This window comes from Rhizobium aureum (genome assembly GCF_030182495.1).
Lineage (GTDB): Bacteria > Pseudomonadota > Alphaproteobacteria > Rhizobiales > Rhizobiaceae > Rhizobium > Rhizobium tropici_C.
Genome location: NZ_JAQJCI010000007.1, coordinates 51,262 through 75,962 on the forward strand (window position 1 = coordinate 51,262; position 24,701 = coordinate 75,962).

The 24,701-nt window shown below is 61.0% G+C and carries 25 protein-coding genes and 1 pseudogene; 19 read left to right on the forward strand and 7 right to left on the reverse strand.

The genetic code is table 11. From position 1 onward, the window contains the following. Positions 1-230 precede the first annotated feature (230 nt). Positions 231-395, forward strand: a complete 165-nt coding sequence (locus tag PH552_RS18030; protein WP_169644184.1) for a hypothetical protein — start codon at positions 231-233, stop codon at positions 393-395. Positions 396-465: 70 nt separating this feature from the next. Here the strand turns inward: PH552_RS18030 and PH552_RS18035 are convergent, their stop codons facing one another. Next, positions 466-1,266 (reverse strand): undecaprenyl-diphosphate phosphatase, encoded by an 801-nt coding sequence (locus PH552_RS18035; protein WP_112343584.1) that lies wholly within the window; start codon positions 1,264-1,266, stop codon positions 466-468. A 148-nt stretch (positions 1,267-1,414) separates the two neighbouring features. Here PH552_RS18035 and PH552_RS18040 point away from each other — a divergent pair, with 148 nt between their 5' ends. From PH552_RS18040 to PH552_RS18080, 9 genes are all read left to right on the forward strand, one after another. Beyond that, complete coding sequence (locus tag PH552_RS18040) at positions 1,415-2,107, forward strand: glutathione S-transferase family protein (protein WP_112343583.1); 693 nt, start codon at positions 1,415-1,417, stop codon at positions 2,105-2,107. A 76-nt stretch (positions 2,108-2,183) separates the two neighbouring features. Beyond that, positions 2,184-3,341, forward strand: a complete 1,158-nt coding sequence (gene queG / locus PH552_RS18045) for a tRNA epoxyqueuosine(34) reductase QueG (RefSeq protein ID WP_183762325.1) — start codon at positions 2,184-2,186, stop codon at positions 3,339-3,341. After that, a complete protein-coding gene (locus PH552_RS18050) occupies positions 3,341-4,213 on the forward strand; it encodes an SDR family oxidoreductase (RefSeq protein ID WP_112343581.1) in 873 nt (290 codons plus the stop codon). Before queG ends, PH552_RS18050 begins: the two co-directional genes overlap by 1 nt. A 395-nt stretch (positions 4,214-4,608) precedes the next feature. After that, positions 4,609-4,977 (forward strand): septal ring lytic transglycosylase RlpA family protein, encoded by a 369-nt coding sequence (locus PH552_RS18055; RefSeq protein ID WP_169644179.1) that lies wholly within the window; start codon positions 4,609-4,611, stop codon positions 4,975-4,977. A 211-nt stretch (positions 4,978-5,188) separates the two neighbouring features. Beyond that, positions 5,189-6,478 carry an RsmB/NOP family class I SAM-dependent RNA methyltransferase gene (locus PH552_RS18060; protein WP_112343579.1) on the forward strand — a complete coding sequence of 430 codons (1,290 nt, stop codon included), beginning with the start codon at positions 5,189-5,191 and terminating at the stop codon, positions 6,476-6,478. A 198-nt stretch (positions 6,479-6,676) separates the two neighbouring features. Next, positions 6,677-7,963 (forward strand): imelysin family protein, encoded by a 1,287-nt coding sequence (locus PH552_RS18065; RefSeq protein WP_112343578.1) that lies wholly within the window; start codon positions 6,677-6,679, stop codon positions 7,961-7,963. A 43-nt stretch (positions 7,964-8,006) separates the two neighbouring features. After that, the gene (locus PH552_RS18070) at positions 8,007-9,566 is read left to right on the forward strand and encodes a di-heme oxidoreductase family protein (RefSeq protein WP_183762322.1); all 1,560 of its coding nucleotides are present in this window, start codon (positions 8,007-8,009) and stop codon (positions 9,564-9,566) included. Continuing rightward, positions 9,566-10,777, forward strand: a complete 1,212-nt coding sequence (locus PH552_RS18075) for an imelysin family protein (RefSeq protein ID WP_246698527.1) — start codon at positions 9,566-9,568, stop codon at positions 10,775-10,777. Before PH552_RS18070 ends, PH552_RS18075 begins: the two co-directional genes overlap by 1 nt. A 5-nt stretch (positions 10,778-10,782) precedes the next feature. Then, on the forward strand, positions 10,783-11,868 hold the full coding sequence (locus PH552_RS18080) for a DUF1513 domain-containing protein (protein WP_183762319.1): 1,086 nt from the start codon (positions 10,783-10,785) through the stop codon (positions 11,866-11,868). A 17-nt stretch (positions 11,869-11,885) separates the two neighbouring features. Here PH552_RS18080 and PH552_RS18085 read toward each other — a convergent pair. Continuing rightward, a pseudogene (locus PH552_RS18085) lies at positions 11,886-12,014 on the reverse strand (GntR family transcriptional regulator); the annotation flags it as partial. Between the two features lie 386 nt (positions 12,015-12,400). On the opposite strand from PH552_RS18085, the gene PH552_RS18090 reads away from it, so the two are divergent. Continuing rightward, positions 12,401-13,204 carry an alpha/beta hydrolase gene (locus PH552_RS18090; protein WP_112343574.1) on the forward strand — a complete coding sequence of 268 codons (804 nt, stop codon included), beginning with the start codon at positions 12,401-12,403 and terminating at the stop codon, positions 13,202-13,204. Between the two features lie 17 nt (positions 13,205-13,221). Here the strand turns inward: PH552_RS18090 and PH552_RS18095 are convergent, their stop codons facing one another. Beyond that, positions 13,222-14,298: a DUF2252 family protein gene (locus PH552_RS18095; protein WP_112343833.1), complete on the reverse strand. Its 1,077-nt coding sequence runs from the start codon at positions 14,296-14,298 to the stop codon at positions 13,222-13,224. A gap of 162 nt (positions 14,299-14,460) precedes the next feature. Between PH552_RS18095 and PH552_RS18100 the strand changes: the two genes are divergently transcribed. The 3 genes from PH552_RS18100 (at position 14,461) to guaA (ending at position 17,225) form a co-directional block, all read left to right on the forward strand. Further along, positions 14,461-14,922, forward strand: coding sequence for a PaaI family thioesterase (locus PH552_RS18100; protein ID WP_112343573.1), 462 nt, complete (start codon positions 14,461-14,463; stop codon positions 14,920-14,922). Continuing rightward, entirely contained in the window at positions 14,919-15,560 is a 642-nt protein-coding gene (locus PH552_RS18105; protein WP_183762316.1) for a 5'-methylthioadenosine/S-adenosylhomocysteine nucleosidase, read from the forward strand. The genes PH552_RS18100 and PH552_RS18105 overlap by 4 nt, the downstream gene beginning before the upstream one ends. Before the next feature lie 102 nt (positions 15,561-15,662). Continuing rightward, the gene (gene guaA, locus PH552_RS18110) at positions 15,663-17,225 is read left to right on the forward strand and encodes a glutamine-hydrolyzing GMP synthase (protein WP_069611063.1); all 1,563 of its coding nucleotides are present in this window, start codon (positions 15,663-15,665) and stop codon (positions 17,223-17,225) included. Here the strand turns inward: guaA and PH552_RS18115 are convergent. After that, positions 17,188-18,258: an AraC family transcriptional regulator gene (locus PH552_RS18115; protein ID WP_246698526.1), complete on the reverse strand. Its 1,071-nt coding sequence runs from the start codon at positions 18,256-18,258 to the stop codon at positions 17,188-17,190. The genes guaA and PH552_RS18115 overlap by 38 nt on opposite strands. Positions 18,259-18,281: 23 nt before the next feature. Between PH552_RS18115 and PH552_RS18120 the strand changes: the two genes are divergently transcribed. Further along, entirely contained in the window at positions 18,282-19,004 is a 723-nt protein-coding gene (locus PH552_RS18120; protein WP_285166205.1) for an SDR family oxidoreductase, read from the forward strand. A gap of 163 nt (positions 19,005-19,167) precedes the next feature. Here PH552_RS18120 and PH552_RS18125 read toward each other — a convergent pair whose 3' ends face one another. Continuing rightward, complete coding sequence (locus PH552_RS18125) at positions 19,168-19,512, reverse strand: lipase family protein (protein ID WP_183762313.1); 345 nt, start codon at positions 19,510-19,512, stop codon at positions 19,168-19,170. Positions 19,513-20,178: 666 nt separating this feature from the next. On the opposite strand from PH552_RS18125, the gene PH552_RS18130 reads away from it, so the two are divergent. Continuing rightward, positions 20,179-21,000, forward strand: coding sequence for an AraC family transcriptional regulator (locus PH552_RS18130; protein WP_183762310.1), 822 nt, complete (start codon positions 20,179-20,181; stop codon positions 20,998-21,000). Between the two features lie 146 nt (positions 21,001-21,146). After that, positions 21,147-21,839 (forward strand): O-methyltransferase, encoded by a 693-nt coding sequence (locus PH552_RS18135; RefSeq protein WP_183762307.1) that lies wholly within the window; start codon positions 21,147-21,149, stop codon positions 21,837-21,839. 229 nt (positions 21,840-22,068) lie between these two features. Here the strand turns inward: PH552_RS18135 and PH552_RS18140 are convergent, their stop codons facing one another. Continuing rightward, the gene (locus PH552_RS18140; RefSeq protein ID WP_112343568.1) at positions 22,069-22,509 is read right to left on the reverse strand and encodes a lipid-binding SYLF domain-containing protein; all 441 of its coding nucleotides are present in this window, start codon (positions 22,507-22,509) and stop codon (positions 22,069-22,071) included. A gap of 233 nt (positions 22,510-22,742) precedes the next feature. Then, positions 22,743-23,654: a LysR family transcriptional regulator gene (locus tag PH552_RS18145; protein ID WP_183762304.1), complete on the reverse strand. Its 912-nt coding sequence runs from the start codon at positions 23,652-23,654 to the stop codon at positions 22,743-22,745. A gap of 137 nt (positions 23,655-23,791) precedes the next feature. Here PH552_RS18145 and PH552_RS18150 point away from each other — a divergent pair, with 137 nt between their 5' ends. Both PH552_RS18150 and PH552_RS18155 read left to right on the forward strand, forming a co-directional pair. After that, the gene (locus PH552_RS18150) at positions 23,792-24,133 is read left to right on the forward strand and encodes a hypothetical protein (protein WP_183762301.1); all 342 of its coding nucleotides are present in this window, start codon (positions 23,792-23,794) and stop codon (positions 24,131-24,133) included. A 48-nt stretch (positions 24,134-24,181) separates the two neighbouring features. Continuing rightward, on the forward strand, positions 24,182-24,685 hold the full coding sequence (locus PH552_RS18155) for a hypothetical protein (protein WP_285166207.1): 504 nt from the start codon (positions 24,182-24,184) through the stop codon (positions 24,683-24,685). Positions 24,686-24,701 lie beyond the last annotated feature (16 nt).

Sequence of the window (24,701 nt, forward strand, 5' to 3'; positions counted from 1 at the left end):
GTCGTTCGAATGCCGCGGCAGAGGGCTTGCGTGCCCCGCAATCCCGCTCTCATTCACAGCTTAGCGTTGCCTAAAAGACGCACTGCGGAAATAGTCGCATTAACGTCAAATTTAACATGAACATTTATTGCTATTGCTCATCTCACTGACTAACACAGCCGCGCGTCTCAGGCTTGGACAATGAACCGGTCCGCGGCGCGCTTCACACTTCTGCGGAAAGGCATTTTTCGATGGGCAAGTCTATCGCGCTTTTGTTTGCGTGCGCGGCATTGGTGATTCTCGCCGGCTCTTTCGTAGCCCGCGGCAGCATCGCCTCGGTAAAGGGCGAATGTGCGCCGACCTACGGCGTCGATCCCTGCACAACGGGCTCTATCGACACGTCCTCCCAGAACTGATCAGGCACGAAAAAGGCCGGTTCTCACCGGCCTTCCTGCTCTTCGGTATCCTGGTATCAGGCGATTCGCCTCAGCCGATCGTATAAAGACCGATCAGGCCGAGTACGCCGATGATGATGCGCCACCATGCGAAAGGCGCGTAGCCGCGACGCGAGACGAAATCGAGCAGCGCGCGCACCACGAACAGCGCCGAAATGAATGCGGTAAAGAAGCCGACGACGATCAGCAGCCCCTGATCCATGCTCAGGTCGTGACGGCTCTTCCAGAGATCGAGCGCAAAGGCGCCCGCCATTGTGGGCATGGCGAGAAAGAAGGAAAATTCGGCGGCGGAGCGCTTGTCGGCGCCGAGCAGGAGCGCGCCGACGATAGTTGAGCCGGAGCGCGAGGTTCCCGGGATCATGGCCAGGCACTGGAAGAAGCCGATCTTGATGGCCATCGGCCAGGAGAATTCATAGGCGCTGGTGTATTTCGGCTTGAACTGGATCTTGTCGATCACAAGCAGGACGATGCCGCCGAGAATCAGCGAGATACAAATGACCTTCGGCGAGTCGAACAGCACGGTCTTGATGAAATCATGCGCCAGGGCGCCGATGACGGCGGCCGGCAGGAAGCCGAACAGGACGGCCAGAACGAAATGGCGGGCCTTGACGCTGACGGGCAGTGCCTTGGCAATCTGAACGAGCCGATTGAAATAGACGAGCAGGATGGCGAGAATCGCACCGAGCTGGATCAAAACGTCGAAAGTGGCGGCTTCCTTGAAGCCGAGAAAATGTCCGAGCAATATCAAATGGCCCGTCGAGGAGACCGGAATGAACTCCGTAAGCCCCTCCACAAGGCCCAAAACCAGCGCGATAATAATTTGTTCAGCCATATCGTGTCCTTTGTCAAACGGCCGGGCGGCCCGATTCGCTTGTGCAAACTAGGCCAAGATCCTATAGCTTCAACCGATGACAAATGACTAGGGCCGCAGAATAGCGACCAAAAGCTCCGTAGCATCAATCAGAAACACCCGAGTACCAATGCCGACGCTGTATCACCACCCGATGTCATCCTCCTCACGGTTCGTTCGTCTGATCCTGACCGAATACGGCTATCAGACGGAACTGATCGAGGAACAGACCTGGGAAAAGCGACGCGATTTCCTGGCGCTCAATCCCGCCGGCACCCTGCCCGTGTATGTCGATGACAGCATGCGGGCACTCTGTGGCGCAACCGTGATCTCCGAATATCTCGACGAGACGCATGGAGTGCTGAAACGGGATCGCCGGCTTCTGGCCGAAGATCCGTTCCAGCGCGCTGAGATTCGCCGGCTGACGGAGTGGTTCATGCAGAAGATGGAGCAGGACGTCACCCGCCCGCTCACGCGCGAGCGTGTGTTCAAGCTGCAGATGACCGCCGAACAGGGCGGCGGCGCGCCGGATTCCAAGGTGATGCGCATGGCGCGCGGCAATATCCGGCAGCATATGAAATATCTGTCCTGGCTTGCGGGCTCGCGGCAGTGGCTCGCGGGCGAACGGCTGAGTTATGCCGATCTTGCCGCCGCAGCCTCGGTTTCGGTGCTAGACTATTTGGGCGAGATCGACTGGACGGAATCGCCTGTGGCCAAGGAATGGTATCAGCGGCTGAAATCGCGCCCGTCCTTCCGCCCGATCCTGGCAGAGCGCGTGCGCGGTGTCACTCCGGTCTCGCACTACGCCGACCTGGATTTCTAGAGCGTTTTTTTGCGCAATTCCGGCCGGAAAACCGCTAACGCATCTTATCCTGGAATTGCCATGACGAGGGCTCGACATGCCCGATGATCGCGAAACGGAAAAAGCGGACAAGCGCAGAAGCACGCTGACGGCTTTCCTGCGGGAGGAAGCGCGCGCGCACGGCTTCGATCTCTGTCGCATCACCAGGCCGGATGCCATTCCGCAAGCGGCTGTCCGGCTCGGGCAGTTCCTCGACCAGGGTCATCACGGCACCATGGGCTGGATGGAGGAAACGCGCGACCGGCGGGGCAATCCACACGTGCTCTGGAGCGAGACACGCTCTATCGTCGTCTTCGGCCTCAATTACGGCCCCGACGAAGATCCGCGCGGCATCCTGGAGAAGAAGGACAAGGCGGCAATCTCCGTCTATGCCAGAAACCGCGACTATCATGACATCATCAAGGGCCGGCTGAAGGAGATCGCCACCCGGTTTGCCGCGCGCTCGAAGGAGGACGTCAAGGTCTTCGTCGATACGGCGCCGGTCATGGAGAAGCCGCTTGCAGAGGCTGCCGGCCTCGGCTGGCAGGGCAAGCACACCAATCTGGTCAGCCGCGCCTTCGGCTCCTGGCTGTTCCTCGGCTCGATGTTCACTACGGCCGATCTCGAGCTCGATGAGCCGGAGATAGACCATTGCGGCTCCTGCCGGGCCTGCCTCGACGTGTGTCCAACCGCAGCCTTCCCTGCGCCCTACCAGCTCGATGCGCGCCGCTGCGTTTCCTATCTCACCATCGAGCACAAGGGACCGATCGATCCTGAGCTACGACCATTGATCGGCAACCGCATCTATGGCTGCGACGACTGTCTTGCCGCCTGCCCCTGGAACAAGTTCGCAAGCGCCGCTTCGGAAATGAAGCTGGTCGCCCGCGACGATCTGAAGGAACCGTCGATCGCCTTTCTGCTTGATCTGGACGACGCGGCCTTTCGCACATTCTTCAGCGGCTCGCCGGTCAAGCGCATCGGCCGGGACCGGTTCATCCGCAATGTATTGATCGCGGCCGGCAATTCGGGCGAGCGTTCCTTTATCGAGAGATGCCGCCAACTGGCTGGGGATCCCTCACCCGTCGTACGCGGCATGGCGATCTGGGCGCTGTCGCGACTGATGACGGCTGGCGAGCTCCGAGCATTTGCGGCAGAAAGGGACGACGAAGCGAACGAAGAGGTTCGCGCGGAATGGACATTGGCGGGAGTAGTATGATGCATGTGATGATTTTCGGCTGCGGCTATTCGGGAACAGCCATCGCCAAGGCTTTCGCCGGCGCAGGCGTTCACATCACGGGCACGACCCGCTCCGCCGATAAGGCCGAGCTGCTGACGAAAGAAGGCATCGAGGCCTTCGTCTTCGACGGCGAGACGCTCGATCCCGCCTTGACCGAGGCCATGCAAACCGCGACGCATCTGGTGCAGTCGATCGCGCCGGGCAAATCAGGCGATCCGCTGCTGCGGCTGGCGCAGCTCGATCTCAAGGCGCTGATGCCGAAGCTGGAATGGATCTGCTATCTCTCGACCGTCGGCGTCTATGGCGACCACAAGGGCGCCTGGGTCAGCGAACAGACGTCGCTGCATCCGATCGCGGATCGTTCGGTCGAGCGCGTCGAGGCCGAAGACGGCTGGCTGCGCGTCGGCATCAGGCTCGATCTTCCCGTTGCCGTGCTCAGGCTTTCCGGCATTTACGGCCCGGGCCGCAACGCCTTCTGCAACCTGGAAAAGGGCACGGCACGGCGGCTGATCAAGGCGAACCAGGTCTTCAACCGTATCCGCGTCGAGGATATCGGCGCCTGCGCCCGCTTCCTGTCCGAGCACAAGCTAGGCGGCATATATAATGTCACCGACGACGAACCCGCGCCTCCGCAGGATGTAGTCGCCGAGGCTGCCCGCCTCATGGGTGTCGAACCACCGCCGGAGCAGGCTTTCGAGACAGCCGAGCTGACGCCGATGGCACGCTCCTTCTATGGCGAGAACAAGCGGGTCTCGAACAAGAAGCTGCGTTCACTCGGCTTTGCCTTCCGCTATCCGGAATATCGTATGTCGCTTGCCGAGCTCTGGTCGTCTGGACGGTGGCGCGGCTAAAGGCCCTTCTCCGCGCGGAGAAAAATCGCACGAAAATTCCTACTTAGCCGGCTGACCTAGTTCAATTTACTCCGTATTTATGGTTAACGACCTCTAAAATTGCACAAATGAGGCAGCAATTATGGCAAATTCGGAAAATTATTTTTCCGAATTTCGTGATCTCCGACAACGCGCCTCGCGTATGGGAAAATTTATTCCATTTTTAACTGATTTTATTAGGTTTTTTCCACAATCAAGCAAAGCCGTTGATTAGTCACAGTATTTGCCTTGAATCACAAATGTTACAGCTTGTAACATTCCGTGATCGATAGTGGCACTTTTTCGCCATTTTTGGCCTGATTTAAGCCCGCCGCCTACCCAGGGCGCAAGTTCAATAGCTTGAGGGAAAAATCGGTTTGAAGAAAATCGCACGTTCTTTGGCAATCGCCGCAACTATATCCGCCTCCATTATTGTCGTTTCGACACCGGCATCTGCATCCACCGGATGCGGAGGCGCCTCATGGTACGGAGGAAGTTCCAAAACAGCTTCCGGTGAACGTATGAGTTCCAAAAATCTCACCGCAGCCCATCGCTCGCTCGCCTTCGGCACGCGCCTGCGGGTCACCAACAAGCATAACGGCCGCAGCGTCGTCGTTCGCATCAACGACCGCGGACCTTTCATTCGCGGCCGCGTTCTCGATCTCTCCCGCGCCGCCGCACAGAATATCGGCATGGTCGCCTCCGGTACGGCCAAGGTCTGTTACGACGTCGTCGCCTCGAAGTAATCGCTCGATCAAGCCGGATCCGTCAGGCATTTCGGCGCGACGCTTGCTCTCTCCGTCAATCGCGGCTACGACGCGGTTGGGACGTCTCAATAATCCGCCGCCACGTGCATTTTTCGTGCGGATTGATGAGGTGTCGGCTATTTTGATAGGGCGCAACGCTTCCCGGTAAACTCCGCTGAGTTCGGGACGGTGCGCAAGCAGGAGAGTGTGAATGCGTCTGGGCGGCCGATTGCAGGGGGCCATCGAAGTTCTTGCCGATATCGAAGCGCGCAAGCGACCGGTGGCCGACGCCCTGAAGGATTGGGGCCTTGCTCATCGCTTCGCCGGTTCCGGCGACAGGGCCGCAATCGGCAATATCGTCTACGACGCCCTGCGTATGCGGCTTTCCCATGCCTGGCTGATGGGTGACGACAGCCCCTCGGCGCTTGCACATGCCGTACTCTTTCGCCAATGGGGACTGACACCCGAGGCGCTGGCCGCCGAGCTTGAGGGCGATAAATTCGCTCCCGAAGCGCCGAGCGCCGAAAATCTGGCCGCCTTTGCGGCCCGCAAGCTCGAAGACGCGCCGCTTCACATCCAGGGCGATATCCCCGAATGGGTCGAGCCTTCATTCCAGCACGCCTTCGGCGACGGCTGGCTTGCCGAGGCGAAGGCTCTTTCCGAACGCCCCACGCTCGACCTTCGTGCCAATGCCCTGAAAGCAGACCGCGCCAAAGTCGTGAAGGCGCTGGAACGCGCAGGCGCGCAGGCATCGAAGATCGCCCGCTTCGGCATCCGCATTCCCGCTGGCGAAGGCGCATCGCGCCTGCCGAACGTTACCGCCGAGCTCTCCTTCCAGAAGGGTTGGTTCGAGGTGCAGGATGAGGGCTCGCAGATCGTCGCCGATCTCGTCCTGCCGGAGGAAGGCGACCAAGTACTCGACTATTGCGCCGGCGGCGGCGGCAAGACGCTCGCCATGTCGGCGGCAATGCACAATAAGGGCCAGGTCCACGCCTATGATACCGATCGCCGGCGGCTGGCACCGATCATCGAGCGGCTGAAGCGGGCCGGGACCCGCAATGTTCAAGTGCATGACGAACGCAACGGGTTGCTTCCTCTGCGCGGCAAGTTCGACAAGGTTCTCGTCGATGCGCCCTGCACCGGTACCGGCACCTGGCGACGTCGGCCCGACACGAAATGGCGGCTCACGCAGAAGAATCTCGACGAGCGCACCAGCCAGCAGCAGGAAGCTCTCGCCCAGGCCGGCGAATTCGTCCGCCCCGGCGGCTCGCTGCTCTATGTCACCTGCTCGGTCCTGCCCGAGGAGAACGAGGCGCAGGTCAACCGCTTCGCCAGCCTCAATCCGGATTTCGAGGTCGTCGAAGCCTTGAATTCCTGGGAAAAGCTGTTCGGCAAGGAGATGCCGCGGCCCCATTCTTCCGACGGCCGGACTATCACGCTGACGCCCGCCTCCACCGATACGGATGGCTTCTTCTTCTGCCGCCTGCAGCGGAAGGGATGAGGCTCAATCCATCCGCCCGCGATGGACGGCGAGCGGACGCCTCTTCTTCTCAACAATCCACTCTGTTTTTAAGGCCGAACCCGCAAGGTTCGGCTTAAAACCATTCTAAACTAGAGCGTTTGACACAAGTTTATTTTTCATACATGACACAAAACGCCAAGTTTTTGACGGTGCCCCCACCGTCACCAGGAGAGGAACATGAAATTTAAGATCAATTTTGGCGCCGTGCTTGCGGTGGCCGTTGCCACATCTGCCGCATCCGGCCTGCCCGCCCTCGCTGCTGCCCCTGAACCGGCTGCCGTTCTCAAGCATTATGCAGAGCTTGCCCATGCCAAATATCAGGACTCGCTGACGACGGCGAAGGCGCTCGACAAGGCGATCGATGCCCTGCTCGCCAATCCCGGCGACAAGACGCTGAAGGCGGCGCGCGCAGCCTGGATCAAGGCTCGCGTTCCCTATGCGCAGACGGAAGTCTACCGCTTCGGCAACCCGATCGTCGACGACTGGGAAGGCAAGGTGAATTCCTGGCCGCTGGACGAAGGCCTGATCGACTATGTCGACGCCTCCTATGGCACGGAAAGCGACGAGAACGCGCTCTATGTCGCCAATGTCATCGCCAACAAGACGATCAAGATCAACGGCAAGGATGTCGATGCCTCGCATCTGACGCCGGAATTCCTGTCGGGCACACTGCATCAGGCGGGCGGTGTCGAGGCCAATGTCGCGACCGGCTACCACGCTATCGAATTCCTGCTCTGGGGTCAGGACCTGCACGGCACCAAGGCGGGCGCCGGCGAACGCCCGGCAACCGATTACGATCTGAAGAATTGCACGCACGGCAATTGCGACCGCCGCGCCGAATATCTGAAATCCGCCTCGACGCTGCTCGTTGCCGACCTGCAGGACATGACGGACAAGTGGGAGCCGGACGGCGAAGCCACCAAGCATCTCGAAGCGGATCCGAAGGCTGGCCTCACCGCCATCCTGACCGGCATGGGCTCGCTCTCCTACGGCGAACTTGCCGGCGAGCGCATGAAGCTCGGCCTGCTTCTGCACGATCCGGAAGAAGAGCAGGATTGCTTCTCCGACAATACCTATAACGAGCACAATGGCGACGCGATCGGCATCGCCTCCGCCTATACCGGCACCTACACCCGCGCCGACGGCACCAAGATGAAGGGTCCGTCGCTGCACGATCTGGTCAAGGCCAAGGATCCGGCGCTCGACAAGGAAATGGAAGGCAAGCTCGACACGACGCTTGCGGCCATGAAGGCGCTGGTGCATCGCGGCGAAACGGTCGAAAAATACGACCAGATGATCGGCGAGGGCAACAAGGAAGGCAACGCGACGGTTCAGAAGGCCATCGACGGCCTGCTCGACCAGACGAAGAGCATCCAGCGCGTCATCGCCGCTCTCGACCTCGGCACGATCAAGCTTGAAGGTTCGGACAGCCTGGACAATCCTAACGCCGTCTTCAAGAAGTAATAGGGACGGTGGCAGCGCGCACCGCGCTGCCACCCCGACACCCATGACAAGCATTCCGGCCAACCGCGCCCTGCTGCCCGCCTTCGCTGCGGGTTTTTTGGTTTTTTCGATCACGCTGGCCACCGCCGGCATTCTCGACTTTCCGGCGACCCGCACCGATCTTGCACCCGAACAGCTGAAGCGGGTGCGCGACGTCACCCGCGCGACTACGGATTTCTCCAAGGCCGAGCCCTATGAAGCGATGCAGGGCGGTGCGCTGACCTCGATCGATCCTGTCAGCCGCGATATCTTCTCGCAGCCCTCGGCCAATCTGAGCTCGGAGCGCGGACAGGATTTCCATCTCGGCAACGCCCTCTTCCGCAAGCTCTGGGTTTCGGCTCCCTCTTCGACACAGGCCTCCGATGGGCTGGGGCCGCTGTTCAATGCCCGCTCCTGCCAGAGCTGCCACATCCGGGACGGCCGCGGCCATGCGCCGGATGCCGCCGGAACGGCTGCGACCTCGATGGTCCTGCGCCTGGCACGGACCGCCGTCACGCCGGAAGAGGAGCAGGCGGTCAGGGACTTCCGCGCGCTGAATTTTCCGGACTCCACCTATGGGGCGCAACTGCAGGATCTCGCCGTGCCCGGACTTGCCGCCGAAGGCAAGGTGACGCTCAGCTATAGCGAGGAGACGGTGACGCTTGCGGGCGGTGAGACAGTGACGTTGCGCAAGCCGACATACGGCATGAGCGATCTTGCCTATGGACCGCTCGACACTACGACAACGATTTCAGCGCGTATCGCGCCGCCGATGATCGGCCTCGGCTTGATCGAGGCCATTGCGGATGCCGATATCCTTGCCAATGCCGACCCTGACGACAGGAAAGGCACCGGCATTCGCGGCCGCCCCGCCATCGTCCGCGATCATCGCACAGGTGAAATCGCGCTCGGCCGATTTGGCTGGAAGGCGCAGAATGCCACCGTGCGCGACCAGGTGGCGGATGCCTTCTCGGCCGATATCGGCATTTCGACGCCAGACCGGCCGGACGCCTATGGCGATTGCACGTCCAGGGAGCCGCGCTGCCTGGTCATGCCGAACGGCATCCAGAAGCGGCTGGGCGATACGGAAGCGTCGGATCCCGTCCTTCCCCTCGTCACCTTCTATTCCGAAAATCTCGCCGTGCCGGCTCGCCGCAAGGCGAGCTTTCCCGATGTGCTGCATGGCAAGGAACTATTTTACAGCGCCGGCTGTGCGGCCTGTCACACGCCGAAATTCGTGACCCGCGACGACCTCAAGGGCAGCGATGGCAAGGACTCCCCGCAGGCCTTCCAACTGATCTGGCCCTATTCCGATTTCCTGCTGCACGACATGGGCGAAGGTCTTTCGGATGGGCAGCAGGTGGGCGTGGCATCCGGTCGCGATTGGCGCACGCCGCCGCTCTGGGGTATAGGCCTGACGCAGACGGTGAGCGGCCGGCAGGCCTACTTGCATGACGGCCGCGCCGCCACGCTGACCGAAGCCATCCTCTGGCACGGAGGAGAGGCGGAAAAAGCCCGCAACGCATTCGCCGGTCTTTCGAAGGACGACCGGCAAGCCCTCGTCAACTTTCTGGAGTCCCTTTGATGCGCCATTGGAAACGCCCGGAGCATTTCCGCTCTGAACGGAGTCACCGAAATGTTCCGTCCCATTGTTTTCACGCAATTCCGGACGCAAAACCGCTGCGCATTTTTGCTGGAATTGCTCTGGCCGCCAGCCTTCTGCTTACCGTTGCAGCCCTGCCTGCCCATGCCGAGGACGCGGCGACCGCTGGCGCCGGCCTGAACGAGGCGGCGGTGCCGGCCACTCTGCAGAAGGCGGTGGACGACGTCATCCGCCCAGGCTACCGCGCCATGCACGACTCCGCATCGAAGCTGACGGCGGCAATGAAGGCGCTTTGCGCCGACCCCACGAACGCGACGCTTTCCGGCGCTAAAGCCGCCTTCGGCGATACGGTGAAGGACTGGTCGCGCATCGAGATCGTCGATACCGGCCCGATCATCGAACAGAACCGCTTCGAGCACATCCTCTTCTATCCCGATCGCAAGGGCGTCGGTCTCAGGCAGGTGCAGGCGCTGATCGCCAGGGCGGACGAGCAGGACACCACCGTCGAGGCCGTCGCCGGCAAGAGCGTGGCGCTGATGAGCATGACGGCGCTGGAATATGTGCTCTTCGGCAACGGTTCCGACATTCTCGGCAAGGACAAGCAGAGTTTCCGCTGCCGCTATGGCGCGGCGGTCGCCGGCAATATCGAAAATACGGCCAAGGAAATCGCCGACGAATGGGATGCGCCCGACGGCGTGCAGAAATCCTGGAAGTTTCCTGGCAAGTCCAGTGACGATTTCATGGACAACAAGGAGGCCGTGACGGCGTTGCTGGGCATCCTCGTGCATGGCGCGGCCAATGTCCGCGACCAGCGGCTGGAAACCTTCTACAAGGGCGATGCGGCGGCGGCCCGGCCGAAGATGGCGATCTACTGGCGCTCGGCCAACACCTGGGCCTCGTTTACCGGTAACATCGAAGGCCTGAAGACGCTTTGGGAAAATGCCGACATGGCAAACCTGCTGCCATCGGACAAGCGCGCCGTCGCCACCAAGATCGACGGACTGCTGAACGAACTCGCGGCTACAGCACCGACGATCAATCCGGATATCGAGGCAGCCATCGGCAACGATGCGGAACGCGCCAAGATCGACAAGCTGCTCTCCGTCAGCCGCGATCTCGCCACCAGCTTCAGCGACGAGTATGGCGGCGCCATCGGCCTTTCAGCCGGCTTTTCCTTCGCAGATGGAGACTGAAGGCGATGCGTAGCAGCATGATCGATCGGAGAACCTTCGTCAAGGCGGCAGGGCTGACCTTCCTCGCAGCGTTGAAGCCGGGGGCCTTGATGGCGTTGGAACGAGCCGATGCGGTGTACGCCTCCGGCATCCGCGCCACTGACGGCTCCTTTGCCGTAGCGACGGTGACCGAACAGGGGCGTATCATCGATCAGGTGGCGCTACCCGCCCGCGCCCACGGCATGGCCTTTTCGAAGGCGACCGGCAAGACCGTCGCTTTTGCGCGCCGGCCCGGTACCTATGCGATGATCTTCGATCCCTGGAACAAGGCCGAGCCGATCGTCATTTCCGCTAGAGAAGGCCGGCATTTCTACGGCCACGGCACGTTTTCGCCCGATGGCAGGCTGCTCTATGCCAGCGAGAATGATTTCGACAATAATCGCGGTATCATCGGGCTCTACGACAGCAACAACCGCTTTGCCCGCATCGGCGAATACGAGACCTATGGCGTCGGCCCACACGACATGACGGTTTCGGACGATGGCAGGTTCCTGGTCGTCGCCAATGGCGGCATCGAGACCCATCCGGATTTCGGCCGCACCAAGCTCAATCTCGACCATATGGAACCGTCGCTGACGCTGATCGACGCCGCGAGCGGCCGGCTGATCGAGAAGCACACGCTACCGTCGCAATATGCCCAGGTCTCGACCCGTCATGTCGACATCGATGCCAGCGGCCGGGTCTGGTTCGCCTGCCAGTATGAAGGCCACCGCAACGACCTGCCGCCGCTTGTCGGCCATTTCGCGAGGGGCGAGGACCTGACCTTCGTTGCCCTGCCCGACGAGACGACCCGGGCTCTTGGCAATTATGTCGGAGCCATCGCGGTCAATCGCACCGAGAATCTCGTTGGCGTCACTTCACCGATCGAAGGGACTTCGGTGACGCTCGATGCGAAGACCGGCAAGGTGCTAAGGGTGGAGAGCATCGCCGATGCGGCCGGCATCGCGCCGACCCGCCATGGCTTTGCCGTTTCCTCCTATGGAGGCGATTTCCTCGGCGAGCACAGCGATGTCGCCTGGGACCAGCACATCGTGCGCATCGCCCGCGGCTGATCGGTGGCTGAACTGCCCTAAGCGAGCTCGCCGGCCTCGATGAAGCGCCGCAACGCCGTCGCTGCATTGAGCATGGGCGCTCGCATGCGCCTGACGTCATATCCTCCTCCTTTCGCGATGGCCTGCATGATGGCCGTTTCATGCTGCGCATACGGCGGGCAGCAACTCGCGATCCCCAGCCGCGTCACGCAGCCCATCCACCACTCCGAGTTTCCCAAGATCGACCTGCGCCGTATGCAAAAGCATCCGCCTTCACCGCTTACGCATACAAATAACCAATCACGCAACAGTTACGCATCCAATAATTGACTAACGACGCTATTTGGAATACAAAACGATCAACAGCCTCGCTTTTGCGTACACAAGGAAAGCTCGACGCTGAACCGGAATACAGGATGGGGCAAATTCGACCCACGCGTTCGGTCATATGCCGCTCCGAGACATACAAGATTTCAGAAGCTTCACCGTTCCGACATTCGGCGCGGACGGCTTTCTGGTGCCCATTTATCTCAACACCATAAGGATCACGATCATGATGATGACCAGACGGAATTTCTCGACCGCCATTGTTGCCGGCGCCGCCGCCTCCCTCATTTCCACGCACGGCATGGCCGCCAGCAATCCGGCTGCGGCCTCCGGCGCGGCTAAGTCCGTGCCATTGAAGGCTCGCAACGTCGTGCTGGCGCATGGGCTTTTCGCGGACGGCTCCTGCTGGACCGAGGTCATTGCCCGGCTGCAGGCCAAGGGGCTGAACTGCACAGCAGTGCAGAACCCGTTGACGACGCTTCCCGAAGCGGTCGCATCGGTGCAGCGCGTGCTCGATCGCCAGGACGGTCCGACCGTTCTCGTCGGCCATTCCTTCTCCGGCATGCTCGTCACCGAAGCCGGCGTTCATCCGAAGGTTTCGGCGCTCGTCTATGTCGCAGCCCGCGCACCGGATGCCGGTGAAGATTATACGGCGCTCGCCAAGACATATCCGACACCACCGGCATCAGCCGGCATCGTCTTCGATGGCGATGAAGGACGGCTGACCGAGGAAGCTTTCCTGCGCGACTTCGCCGGCGACCTGCCCAAGGCCAAGGCAGAGGTGCTTTACGCCGTGCAAGAGCCTTTCCATAAGGCTTTGCTGACGGGCAAGACCACCCAGGCCGCCTGGCGCAGCAAGCCAAGCTGGTATGCCGTTTCCACCGAAGACAGGACGATCAATCCGGATCTGGAACGCTTCATGGCCAAGCGCATGGGCGCCAAGACCATCGAAGTGAAGGCCAGCCATCTCTCGCTGATCTCGCATCCCGATACGATCGCCCATCTGATTGTGGAAGCCGCCGGGCATTGATCGATCTTTTTACCGGCCTAGCCCTTCCTGGCAAATTCGGCTTGTTCCGCACCGACCGCGACGGTGGCCGCCTTGGCCGCCGCACGCAACCAATCCGAACCACGCGCATCGAGATCAGCCAGAACGCCCGGGATGAGCGACGCATCATTGGCATGGCAGTTGGCGATCTCGAAGCCCATGAGATCCAGCATCTCGGGCGACAGCAGCACCTGCGCGTCGCCTTCGACTTCGATCTTGCGGCTGTTGGGCGACAGGCGGCGCACCAGCAGGGTTCCGGCGACCTGATAACGCGGATCAGGCGAACGCGCCCGGCCGCCGGCGATGATCCCGGTGCGGATATTCCTATCCGATGCATCGTGCTTCAACGACCAGCCGGATTGCAGCAGTGCCTTGACCTCGCGCAATACCGGCCCGCCGCGCCATTCGACATAGGCGACGAAACGCGGACGGCCCAGGCTGCCGGTGCCGGCCAGACGCGGCTTCGGTTCGAATGCCGTCACCGGATCCGGCAATGCCTCGTGCAGTGCCTTGAGATAGCGCTCCGCCACGGGATCCGTCGCTGGCGGCAGATTGCGATATTTTTCCCAGAAAGCCTTGCGCTCGGCATTCGGCAGCAGCACGGCATTGCGCAGCCATTTGTAATCGCGCTCGAGAACGACGGGAGACGGTTGCCGCAAGCCGCGGCGATAGCCCGCCAGTATGCTGTCGGCAACGACGCGCGGCGTCGGGCCGTCTTCGCCGCGCGCCAGGATGGCACTCGTCGCGAGGCGCACGAGGTCCAGCGCAAAGGGCATGACAGCAGCCTCGTCGAAATCATTGGCGCCCCAGACGAGCCTTCCCTCATCATCGCGCCAGGTGCCGAAATTTTCGAGATGCGTGTCGCCGATCGCCAATAGCTGCGGGGCATTCCTGAGGTCGGGGCAAATGTCGAGGATGGTCTCCGCCCAGCGCCAATAGGTTCCGCGCAGGAAAGAGAAGCTGTCGGCCTTCATCAGCTTATGCTTCTTCGCCAGCCCCGCTTCCACCAGATCGGCGCCGAGCTGCGCCCGCATCCAGGTTTCATAAGCCGCTACCGATTGCAGGATCGTCGTCATCTTCGCCCTCGCCGTCAGCATCCCAGTTCCGGATAGCATGGCGATCCGATCGTGGAAATTCGATGTCGGCACGGCAGGCCGGGACGCCTCCGCTTTTCCACCGGATAACCCTTGTCCAAACGGCCTCTCCGTGCCAATTTCGCACCCGCGAAAGGGGACGGCATGACACGGCCAGACGACACGGGGACCAGCGGCGATTTTCGAACGCGCATCCGAACGAGCTTCGAACGGCAGGCGGCGATGGCGACGATCGGCGCGGAGTTGACGCGCGTGGAGCATGGCACGGTGGAAATCGAGCTGCCGTTCGATATGAAGCTGACGCAACAGCACGGCATACTGCACGCCGGCATCATCGCCGCCGCGCTGGATTCGGCCTGCGGCTTTGCCGCCTACAGCGTCATCGACCCCTCGGCATCGATCCTGACGATCGAATTCAAGGTCAACCTGATGTCGCCCGGGCGCGGCGAGCGCTTCCTGTTTCGCGGCGATGTCACCAAGCCCGGCACGACGATCATCGTCGCCGACGGGCGCGGCTATGCCATCGGTGATGGGCCGGCCAAGCTGATTGCCTCGATGACGGGAACGATGATGGTCATCCGGGGCAGAGAGGGAATTAGCGGATGAAATTCGAATTGAAGCGGGTATCGGGCAAATCGATCCTGTTCGTCATGGCGGCCGAGGCTGAATACGGGCCCTTCCTGCGCTCGCGCATCGATCCGCTGATGACGGGCGTCGGCCCGGTCGAGGCTGCGATCGCGCTCACCCGCGCCTTTGCGCAGCTCGAGGCGCAGGGTGACCTGCCCGATCTCGTGGTGTCGCTCGGTTCGGCGGGCTCCGCCAAGTTGGAGCAGACGGAGGTCTACCAGATCACCTCGGTTTCCTATCGCGACATGGATGCCTCGCCGCTCGGCTTCGAAAAAGGCCGCACGCCTTTCCTCGATCTGCCAGCGACGATCGAGCTGCCCTTGCGCATCCCGACCATTGCCGAGGGCAGCCTTTCGACAGGTGCCAATATTGTCTCGGGCTCGGAAGCTTATGAACGCATCGGCACCGATATGGTCGACATGGAAACCTTCGCAGTACTGCGCGCCTGCCAGACCTATGATCTGCCGCTGATCGGCCTGCGGGGCATTTCCGACGGCAAGGTCGATCTGCAGCACATTTCCGACTGGACGGAATATCTGCATGTGATCGACCGCAAACTATCCTACGCCGTCGATGGGCTGTTTACGGCGCTGGAAGACGGCGTATTCTGGTTCTAAAGGCCGGAAACGACGAGAATTAAGGACAATCGGGACAATAAAATCGCCGCTCGCGTGATTTGCCCGATTGCCAGGGAAAGCGCTTTTCATTAAAGGCTCGCCATGACCCAGACAGCACATCCAGACACCGTTCTCATCGTCGATTTTGGCAGCCAGGTGACGCAGCTCATCGCACGGCGTGTGCGCGAAGCGGGCGTCTACTGCGAAATCGTTCCCTTCCAATCCGCCGAAGCCGGCTTCAAGCGGCTGCAGCCGAAAGCCGTAATTCTGTCAGGCAGCCCGGCCTCGACCGTGGACGAAGGCTCGCCGCGGGCGCCGCAGATCATCTTCGACAGCGGCATTCCGGTCTTCGGCATCTGCTACGGCCAGCAGACCATGTGCATGCAGCTCGGCGGCAAGGTCGAGAGCGGCCACCATCGCGAATTCGGCCGCGCCTTCCTCGAAGTCGACAAGGATTGCGCCCTCTTCGAAGGGCTGTGGTCGAACGGTTCGCGCCATCAGGTATGGATGAGCCACGGCGACCGTGTCACCGCGCTGCCGGAAGGCTTCGAAGTGGTCGCGACGTCCTCGAACGCGCCTTATGCCTTCATCGCCGACGAGAAGCGCAAATATTACGGCGTGCAGTTCCATCCGGAAGTCGTGCATACGCCCGATGGCGCCAAGCTGATCGGCAACTTCATCCATAACATTGCCGGCATCAAGGGCGACTGGTCGATGTCGGCCTATCGCGCCAAGGCGGTGCAGGCGATCCGCGATCAGGTCGGCGACAAGCGCGTCATCTGCGCGCTTTCCGGCGGCGTCGATTCCTCCGTTGCCGCGCTACTGATCCACGAGGCCGTTGGCGACCAGCTGACCTGCATCCTCGTCGACCACGGCCTGATGCGCAAGGACGAGGCGGCAAACGTCGTCGCCATGTTCCGCGAGCACTACAATCTGCATCTGATCCATGTCGATGCCTCCGACCGCTTCATCGGCGAGCTCGAAGGCGTTTCCGACCCCGAGACCAAGCGCAAGATCATCGGCCGGCTCTTCATCGAAACCTTCGAGGATGAAGCCAAGAAGCTCGGCGGCGCCGATTTCCTCGGCCAGGGCACGCTCTATCCCGATGTCATCGAGAGCGTTTCCTTCACCGGCGGCCCCTCGGTCACCATCAAGTCGCACCACAATGTGGGCGGCCTGCCGGAGCGCATGAAGATGCAGCTCGTCGAACCGCTGCGCGAACTGTTCAAGGACGAAGTACGCGTGCTCGGCAAGGAGCTCGGCCTGCCGGACAGCTTCATCGGCCGTCATCCCTTCCCCGGCCCGGGCCTCGCCATCCGCTGCCCAGGCGGCATCACCCGCGAGAAGCTGGAAATCCTGCGCGAAGCCGATGCCATCTATCTCGACGAGATCCGCAAGGCCGGCCTCTACGACGCCATCTGGCAGGCCTTCGCCGTGCTGCTGCCGGTCCAGACCGTCGGCGTCATGGGCGACGGCCGCACCTACGAATTCGTCTGCGCGCTGCGCGCCGTCACCTCGGTCGACGGCATGACCGCGGATTTCTATCACTACGACATGGAATTCCTCGGCCGCGCCGCGACCCGCATCATCAACGAAGTCCGCGGCATCAACCGCGTGGTCTACGACGTCACATCGAAGCCGCCCGGCACGATCGAGTGGGAATGACGGGGGATGGGGCTTGGCGCTCTCGTGCGGCGAACGTCTTGGGCGAGACGCCGACAAATCGGGTGAAGGCGGTGCTAAAGGCGCTTGGTGACAGGAAGCCTATGGCGAGCCCGATCTCCCCAATAGTTTTGTCACCGCGACGCAACGCATCCTTCGCAACGGCCATGCGCCAGTGCTGAAGATAGCCGATCGGCGCCATGCCGACGACGCTGCGGAACCGGCTGGAAAGGCTGGATCGGGAAACGCCGCAGAGCCGCGCCAAGTCTGCCAGCGTCCAGTCTTTCGCGGCGTCTTCGTGTAGTGCCGTCAGCGCCCGGGCTATCACGGGATCGTTCAATCCGGCGAGCAAGCCCCTGTGCTCCCGGGTTGCGTCAGGGACGGCGCCACGAAGAATCTCGACAAATGTCAATTCCATCAAACGCGTAATGACGAAGTCGCTACCGGCTCTCGGTTGCGATGACTCCGACAGGTTCAAACTCAGCAAACTGCGAACACGCCAAGAGGAGACGTCATCACGCATGACATGGACAAAGGATGGCATTAGCCAGGTGAGGAGGCCCTCGTTCGCCGTGTCGAAGACAAACCGCCCGCCACGTAATACCACAGGCGCTTCCGAGCCTGCACCCATCCTCAGAAGCGTTTTACCTGTGGTTGCGACCATCGCCTCGCTGTCCTGAGCAACAGCTTGGACGTCCGAGGCAAGGACAAAGCTTTTGTCGGTTCTGATGAGGACGAAGTCGCCTTCCTGCAGCAGGAGCGGTTCCTTATCGGCTCGGATCAAATGGCAGGCGCCGCGCTCCAGCCAGCAGAACAACAGGTCGTCCCGTTTGCGGAACGACACGGCCCATCGGCCATAGCCCTCGATTCCGCCCCAGAGCGTGGCGCTTGGGCGAAGCAGGTGGATGAGGTCGAGAAACGGATCCAAATTTTTGGCCGATTGATAAATTAATATGGAAGATACATTATCGATCGAATGATTAGATCGAAGTAGTCTTTCCTTCAAGAGGCGGGCCGCATCTGGCGGGCAATCCATCCGCATCTGCGAAAGGAAAAGTCATGTTGCACAACAAGCGGGTCGCGATCCTTGGCGGATCGCGGGGGATCGGCTTTGCGGTCGCTCAAGGAGCCGTCCATGAAGGGGCTCATGTCATCATCGCCTCCAGCCAACAAGAGAATGTCGCGAGCGCCATCACGCGTTTACCGGAAGGGGCCGCCACAGGTGCGGTCGTCGATGTGAGGTCGATGGAGTCCCTCTCGGCATTCTTCACGACACTCGGCGCGTTCGACCATCTGGTCTTCACCGCCGGCGAGCCTTTGCCGTTCGGCAAGCCCGTCGCCGAAATCGATCTGACAACTGCGCGCAGCTTTTTTGAATTGCGTTATTGGGGTGCGGTCGCTGCCGTGAAGGCGGCGCGGCCACACATGCGCGATGGCGGGTCCATCGTGTTGACGAGCGGAACCTCGGCCCGGCGGCCGCCGGCAGGTTTTGCCTTCGCGGCAAGCATTTGCGGCGCGATCGAATCATTGACCCGCGCGCTCGCCCTCGAGCTCGCGCCTCTGCGCGTCAACGTTGTGACGCCCGGGATGGTTGCCACCGATCTGTGGTCCGGTATTCCATCCGAGGCACGGGACCAGATCTTCCGCTCGGCAGCCGGGAAGCTGCCCGTGGGACGTATCGGCGAGCCTTCGGATATCGCTGAAGCGTACCTGTCGTTCATGCGCAATGCCTATGCCACCGGCCAATCCGTAGTCGTAGATGGCGGTGCTGTGCTTATCTAAAGCCCTCAGCGCAAACAGCAGCTGTTGAGTCGCGTACCGTGCCAAGGGTCGATTTTCGGCGTCGAAGGTAAGAAAAGCCAAACCAATTCAATGATCGACCTGGGTTTTGAACAATAGAGTGGGGTAGGGGTATTGGCGAACCGCACGCGGCGCGCTCGCTTGGTCAATGACCCCGGCACGTCGTCTTTGCCGGTATGCCCGCAAACCGGTCCTTCATCCAGCTCGATGCCTGATTGGCGGACGGCGCCGCGGCAATCACACCTGCGAGCTGCAGGTCAGGCGCGTACCGTCCGGCGACTTGCCCGGTAAGAAGGGCCGCGTGCGCCCCCTGTGACAAGCCCCATACGGCAAAGCGCGATCCGGCGCCGACGCGCGGCACGCCCTGCGCTGCGCGAACCGCATCCAGGACAGCATATCCAGCGGCATTGCCGACCAGATAAGCGTGAGGACCGGATGTCCCGAGGCCGGGATAGTCGGTGGCGACGACCACCCAGCCCTCGTGCAGCATCAGCGTAAGCCCGGGTATTGATGAAAAGGCATGCGGGCCGAGCGAGGGTGCACATTCTTCCGCGATACCGGTGGTCCCATGGGCCCAGGCAACGACTGGCCTGCACCGGGTGGTGCAGGGGTATTGGGGGCGATGAGAAGCGCGGTCGATTGCGTGGGGCGGCCATCCTTGTCGCTTGTCTCGTACAGGATGCGCCAGGCTATCGCGCCCGCAGGTGCGTCTGAAGCGGGTTTGGCTTCGACCAACCGTCCAGGGTCTGCTGCGGCTTGCGGCGATACAAACATAATGATGAGGCAGGCCAAGGCGATTGCGCGCATGAAAACTGACCACTCATTCGGCGAGAGCTGCATACTAACCGGCGGCGGATTTTTTATCCAGCCGGGTCATATAGTCGGGGTTGAAGGCACGACTGGTGGTCTTTTCCCGACCCGGATGTCTCGACCCTTCCTCGTGGAGACAGCAAGAACCGACCGATTGGCGGGGATAGTACCTGAAACTTGGCCGATTCTGAATCGACAAAATTCTGCTTGGAATTCAAGCGTGCGAATTCCTGACGGATCGCGGTGGTTTGAGCCGTCGCGCTCGGATCTGCCCGCATTGAAAATCGCAATTGCAGACTGATATTGTCCAATCCAGCCAACTTCCCTCGAATCGATTGTCACGCACATGCCATTCTATCGTGCCAAGGAAAACGACCTCGACTTTGCCGATGGTGTCGATTTCGCTCCCGATGATGTTCCCCGCGCGGTCGTCGCCCTCGGCGGCTACATGGTCACGAAGAGCATGGAGTTGGCCATGCACAAGCATCGGAAAGCCGAGCTTATTTTGACCTTGCGGGGCGTTGTCAGATGCGAAGCCGATCAGGGCGTCTGGATCGTGCCGCCGCGTTGTGCGGTGTGGATTCCCGACAACGTCTCACACAGCGTGATCATGGCCGGAAATGTCGAGGTCTACGTCCTTTATGTCGAAACGGGTGCGGTGCCGGCGCTGCCCCGGCATTGCTGCACGCTGTCGATCTCGCCATTGCTGGAGCGTTTGCTGCTGCATGTCACCGAGATGCCTGTGCTGTACGATATCGACGGTGCCGACGGCCGCATCGCCACCGTGCTTCTCGATCAATTGTCACTGGCGCCCGTCGAGAAGCTGAACTTCCCGATGCCCGCAGATGCGAAGCTGCGGAAGATTGCCGCCGCGATGATGACCGATCCCTCCGAGCGCGCGACGATCGAGGAGTGGGCTCAGCGCATGACCGTCGCCCCGCGGACCTTGACCCGTACCCTGAAACGCGAAACCGGCATGAGCTTCGGCCGTTGGCGCCAGCAGCTCCACATCCTTCTTGCCCTGCAATGGCTCGACCAGGGCGCGTCGGTCCAGACCGTGGCGCTTGATCTCGGCTACGAAGGCGCCAGCGCCTTCGTCACCATGTTCCGCAAGACCCTGGGCAAGCCGCCCGCGCGGTATCTGGCGGACCGCCGCATCGCCTCCTGATCGCTGTCTTCGTACCATCCCAGGGATTGACCAGAAATCGCAATATATTGTCCTGTTTGCGGAATGCGGTCAGGCGATGATTTCGTATGCTGGCTCCGAGACACAGCGCCGATGCCTCGGCTGCGCATTTCAAAGGAGCCCGAAACATGGATTCACTCAGCAACGGCCCGATCGCGGACGTTCTTCAACGTCTTCATCAGGAAGCGGACGCGGCGGATGCTCCGTTGATGCAGACCTTCGAGAGCAACGCCAGCACTGTCGAACAGGCGATGACCCAGGTTATCGAGGCGGAAACCAGGGATATGGCGGGGCTCTATCACGGTTACGCCGATAATTTCCTTAGCGTCTCCCCGGAGTTCGGGCACTTTCTCTATATGTCCGCACGAAGCTGCAAAGCGAAGCGCATCGTGGAATTCGGCTCCTCGATGGGAATTTCGGCCATCTATATGGCGGCAGCGCTGCATGATATGGGCGGCGGTGCCCTTATCGGCACCGAGCTCGAACCCAGCAAGGGCGAGCGGGCAAAGGCGAACCTCATGGCCGCGGGGCTGGCCGACCTGGTCGAGTTTCGGATCGGCGATGCGCGGGAAACCTTGAAGCCCAGCGTCGGCGGCGACATTGACATGGTACTGCTCGATGGCGCCTTCACCCTCTATCTTCCGATCTTGAAGCTGCTGGAGCCTCATCTGAAACCTGGCGCTATCATCATCGGCGAAAATGCGTTCGCGGAGGCGGGTGGCTACATCGACTATGTCCGCGATCCTCGGAACGGTTATCTCTCACTCTCGCTGTCGCTCGATCCGGGACGCGGTAATGAGCTCACTGTCAAGACGAAATGATCGGCGCAGACACCGACGCCGGAACTGCCGGCGTTACATCTGCGCTGATCAAAACCAAGGCATATCGAGCGCGAGGCAAGGTCGGTTGGATTTCGATGCGTTCTGAGGCCAAGAAACAATGGGACGGGAATAGAGCACGACCAGCGCTCCGCACGTAATTTTCCTGGACGTGCCGATCGCCAATTCAGCAAATCGGGCCCGTCCAGGGGAGTGGCGAGCTAAGTGGCCCTTACTTTACCCGGATGCTCATGCCGCTGATATCGGCGTTGACTTGCAGGCCGACCTGCCGGCCTGTCAGTTCGAGCTGGGCACCCTTATCATTGGTCATGACGATCATCTGGGCGCCCTTGCCGACGGCGCCGCCGCCGCCCGCTGCACCATAGACGCCGCTGACATCCTGGGCGCGGCGAATGTGGCGCACGGTACCGCTGAAATAGGTCTTGGAAGCACCAAAGGCGAGGCCGCCCGAGATGCCGCCGATCGAGATGGGATAGCGCCGGCCATGGAAGGTCAGCGTGCCCTCCCCTCCGGAACCACCGACGAAGAAAGCCGCCTTGTAGACGGCAAAACGGATCGTGCCGCTGTCGGCATGCGCAGCGCTGGCAAAGCCAATTCCCGCAGCGGCAATGGCGGCCACCGCGACTGAACGAAATCCGGACGAAATCTTCATAGTGAGATACTCCTCAAGAGCGCCGCTTAACCCAGCCGGCCGGGTACGACGTCAACGTCGCATCAAAGTTCAAGATAAACGATCTCGCACGACCTTTAGTTCCGAAGCAAGGCAATAACAAAGCGTTAGAACCTATCCAAATAGCCGGAAGGAAAGGTGAGGGATGGCGCTACCTTCCATCCAGGAAGACCACGGATATTGCATGACGTCTTCCTTTCTCGATGCCGCACAACCTAAGGTTTTCGGCGCTTGATGTGGTCAACGAAGGCTCGCAGTTTCGGCATCATTTGATGGCGGCTGGGATAGTACAGAAACATGCCCGGCACCGTGGGTGCGAATGGCTCCAGAACACGCACGAGCTTGCCTGCTTTGACCAGGCTCGCCGCGATCGGCTCGGGCACTTGCGCGAGCCCCATATCTTCCGCTGCCGCACCAAGAATGGTGGGAAAATCGTGGGCGATCAGCGGACCGGAGACGATCGCTTCGATCGACTTGTTGTTGTCGACAAAGGACCAGGGCGCGATCGACGCGTTTGAGCGGCGCATGCGCAGACAGGCATGCTGACGCAGATCGTCGATACGCTCCGGCCTTCCCTGCCGGCGCAGATATTCGGGGCTGCCGACGACCACGAAGGGGAAAGGCGGCGTCAGCCGAACCGCAACCATATCCGCGGCGATGAACTGGCCGAACCGGATGCCCGCATCGAACCCTTCGGCGGCGATATCGACAAGGTCCGCGCTGGCGGCGATCTCCACCTCGATCTCGGGGTAGACTTGGCAAAAGGATGCGATCAGCGGCTCCAGCAGGATCGGCACCACCGCCTGCGGCACCGTGAGGCGCAACAGTCCGGCGGGTCGCTGTCCAAGGTCGCGCGCGCCATGGCTGGCGGCAATGAGCTCCTCGAAAGCCGGCTTTGCGCGGGCGTGAAATCGCTCGCCGGCCTCGCTTAGGCTGACACTGCGCGTCGTGCGGATGAAAAGTGCCGCGCCGATGCGCGCCTCGAGCGCCCGCACCGCCTGGCTGATCGCCGATGGGGTTACCCCGAGCGCTACGGCTGCTTTGCGAAAACTGCGGTGCTGGGCGACACTCAGGAAGGCCTCGACGCCATCGAGGGCTCCCTGTCTGACTGTGAAGTTCTGCTTCATAACTCGTCGACATTATCGAGAATAGTCGCTCGTGAAAAGCGGACTTATGTTTGCGTTATGTTCAGGACGTCGCCGAAACGAGACCGTGAAAGCGATCTGTAGCCGCTTCCTGACTCACTCTCACAGGAGCTGCTTCCATGACCCATCCAACCGCTGACCTGGCACAGGCCGTCTCGCCGGCAACCACAGGGGTAATGATCATCCTTACCGTGAAGGCGGGCGTCACACGCGAACAAGTCATGAGCGTCATGCCGGCTGAAATCCGGCAGACGGTCCTGCTCTATCTCAGCGGGAAGATTCGTGAATGGTATTCGCGGGGCGACGGACGTGGAGCCATCTTCCTGCTGAATTCCAGGGACGTCGCCGAGGCGCAGGCAATCATGGAGGACCTGCCCTTAGCCAGGCAAAATCTCATGGATCACGAATACATCGCAATCGGCCCGCTTTTGCCGCTGCGCCTGCTCATGGCCAATCCCTGAGCACCCGCAGATGTCGAAACATGTCCGCAAACATAAAGGAATCCCAGCATGCCACCGGACTTCAATCTTCCATTCGTTCTCAGCGTTGCCGGCGCCTTCCTGACGAGTTCGGTTGTGGCTTACGTCTATGTCTGGCCTGCGATACGTGCAGTGCCGCGCTATGAGGCGTTGAGACTTCTCGCGGCTTTCCATGCGTTCAGGTTCCTGGGGATGAACTTTCTGGTATCCGGATTCGTATCTTCGGAGTTGAGTTCAGATTTCGCCTATCAGGTCGGATGGGGTGATTTCATCGCAGCCGTTCTCGCGCTTGTTTCAATGGCCGCACTTTCCTGGCGGTGGCCGATCGCTATTCCTATTGTCTGGATATTCAATGTCTGGGGAACCATGGATCTTCTGAACGCCTACTACATGGGCATAACGAGGGTCGGAAATCCCGGCCTCTTTGGCGCCGGCATTTATATACCCGCGCTTTTCGTGCCATTGCTGCTTGTCAACCATGGTCTCGCCTTCACAATTCTATGGCGGAAGAGAGCATTGGAACGAGCGGCATGATTTCGTGTATGAGTAA

Coding starts and splice junctions, on each gene's coding strand:
- PH552_RS18120 (WP_285166205.1), top strand. CDS start 18,282: ATGTTGCACAACAAGCGGGTCGCGATCCTTGGCGGATCGCGGGGGATC.
- PH552_RS18095 (WP_112343833.1), bottom strand. CDS start 14,298: ATGACGACGATCCTGCAATCGGTAGCGGCTTATGAAACCTGGATGCGG.
- PH552_RS18125 (WP_183762313.1), bottom strand. CDS start 19,512: ATGCTGCACGAGGGCTGGGTGGTCGTCGCCACCGACTATCCCGGCCTC.
- PH552_RS18040 (WP_112343583.1), top strand. CDS start 1,415: ATGCCGACGCTGTATCACCACCCGATGTCATCCTCCTCACGGTTCGTT.
- PH552_RS18035 (WP_112343584.1), bottom strand. CDS start 1,266: ATGGCTGAACAAATTATTATCGCGCTGGTTTTGGGCCTTGTGGAGGGG.
- PH552_RS18150 (WP_183762301.1), top strand. CDS start 23,792: ATGACCCATCCAACCGCTGACCTGGCACAGGCCGTCTCGCCGGCAACC.
- queG (WP_183762325.1), top strand. CDS start 2,184: ATGCCCGATGATCGCGAAACGGAAAAAGCGGACAAGCGCAGAAGCACG.
- PH552_RS18130 (WP_183762310.1), top strand. CDS start 20,179: ATGCCATTCTATCGTGCCAAGGAAAACGACCTCGACTTTGCCGATGGT.
- PH552_RS18065 (WP_112343578.1), top strand. CDS start 6,677: ATGAAATTTAAGATCAATTTTGGCGCCGTGCTTGCGGTGGCCGTTGCC.
- PH552_RS18090 (WP_112343574.1), top strand. CDS start 12,401: ATGATGATGACCAGACGGAATTTCTCGACCGCCATTGTTGCCGGCGCC.
- PH552_RS18115 (WP_246698526.1), bottom strand. CDS start 18,258: ATGGATTGCCCGCCAGATGCGGCCCGCCTCTTGAAGGAAAGACTACTT.
- PH552_RS18030 (WP_169644184.1), top strand. CDS start 231: ATGGGCAAGTCTATCGCGCTTTTGTTTGCGTGCGCGGCATTGGTGATT.
- PH552_RS18075 (WP_246698527.1), top strand. CDS start 9,566: ATGCGCCATTGGAAACGCCCGGAGCATTTCCGCTCTGAACGGAGTCAC.
- PH552_RS18105 (WP_183762316.1), top strand. CDS start 14,919: ATGAAATTCGAATTGAAGCGGGTATCGGGCAAATCGATCCTGTTCGTC.
- PH552_RS18060 (WP_112343579.1), top strand. CDS start 5,189: ATGCGTCTGGGCGGCCGATTGCAGGGGGCCATCGAAGTTCTTGCCGAT.
- guaA (WP_069611063.1), top strand. CDS start 15,663: ATGACCCAGACAGCACATCCAGACACCGTTCTCATCGTCGATTTTGGC.
- PH552_RS18080 (WP_183762319.1), top strand. CDS start 10,783: ATGCGTAGCAGCATGATCGATCGGAGAACCTTCGTCAAGGCGGCAGGG.
- PH552_RS18135 (WP_183762307.1), top strand. CDS start 21,147: ATGGATTCACTCAGCAACGGCCCGATCGCGGACGTTCTTCAACGTCTT.
- PH552_RS18140 (WP_112343568.1), bottom strand. CDS start 22,509: ATGAAGATTTCGTCCGGATTTCGTTCAGTCGCGGTGGCCGCCATTGCC.
- PH552_RS18100 (WP_112343573.1), top strand. CDS start 14,461: ATGACACGGCCAGACGACACGGGGACCAGCGGCGATTTTCGAACGCGC.
- PH552_RS18070 (WP_183762322.1), top strand. CDS start 8,007: ATGACAAGCATTCCGGCCAACCGCGCCCTGCTGCCCGCCTTCGCTGCG.
- PH552_RS18145 (WP_183762304.1), bottom strand. CDS start 23,654: ATGAAGCAGAACTTCACAGTCAGACAGGGAGCCCTCGATGGCGTCGAG.
- PH552_RS18050 (WP_112343581.1), top strand. CDS start 3,341: ATGCATGTGATGATTTTCGGCTGCGGCTATTCGGGAACAGCCATCGCC.
- PH552_RS18155 (WP_285166207.1), top strand. CDS start 24,182: ATGCCACCGGACTTCAATCTTCCATTCGTTCTCAGCGTTGCCGGCGCC.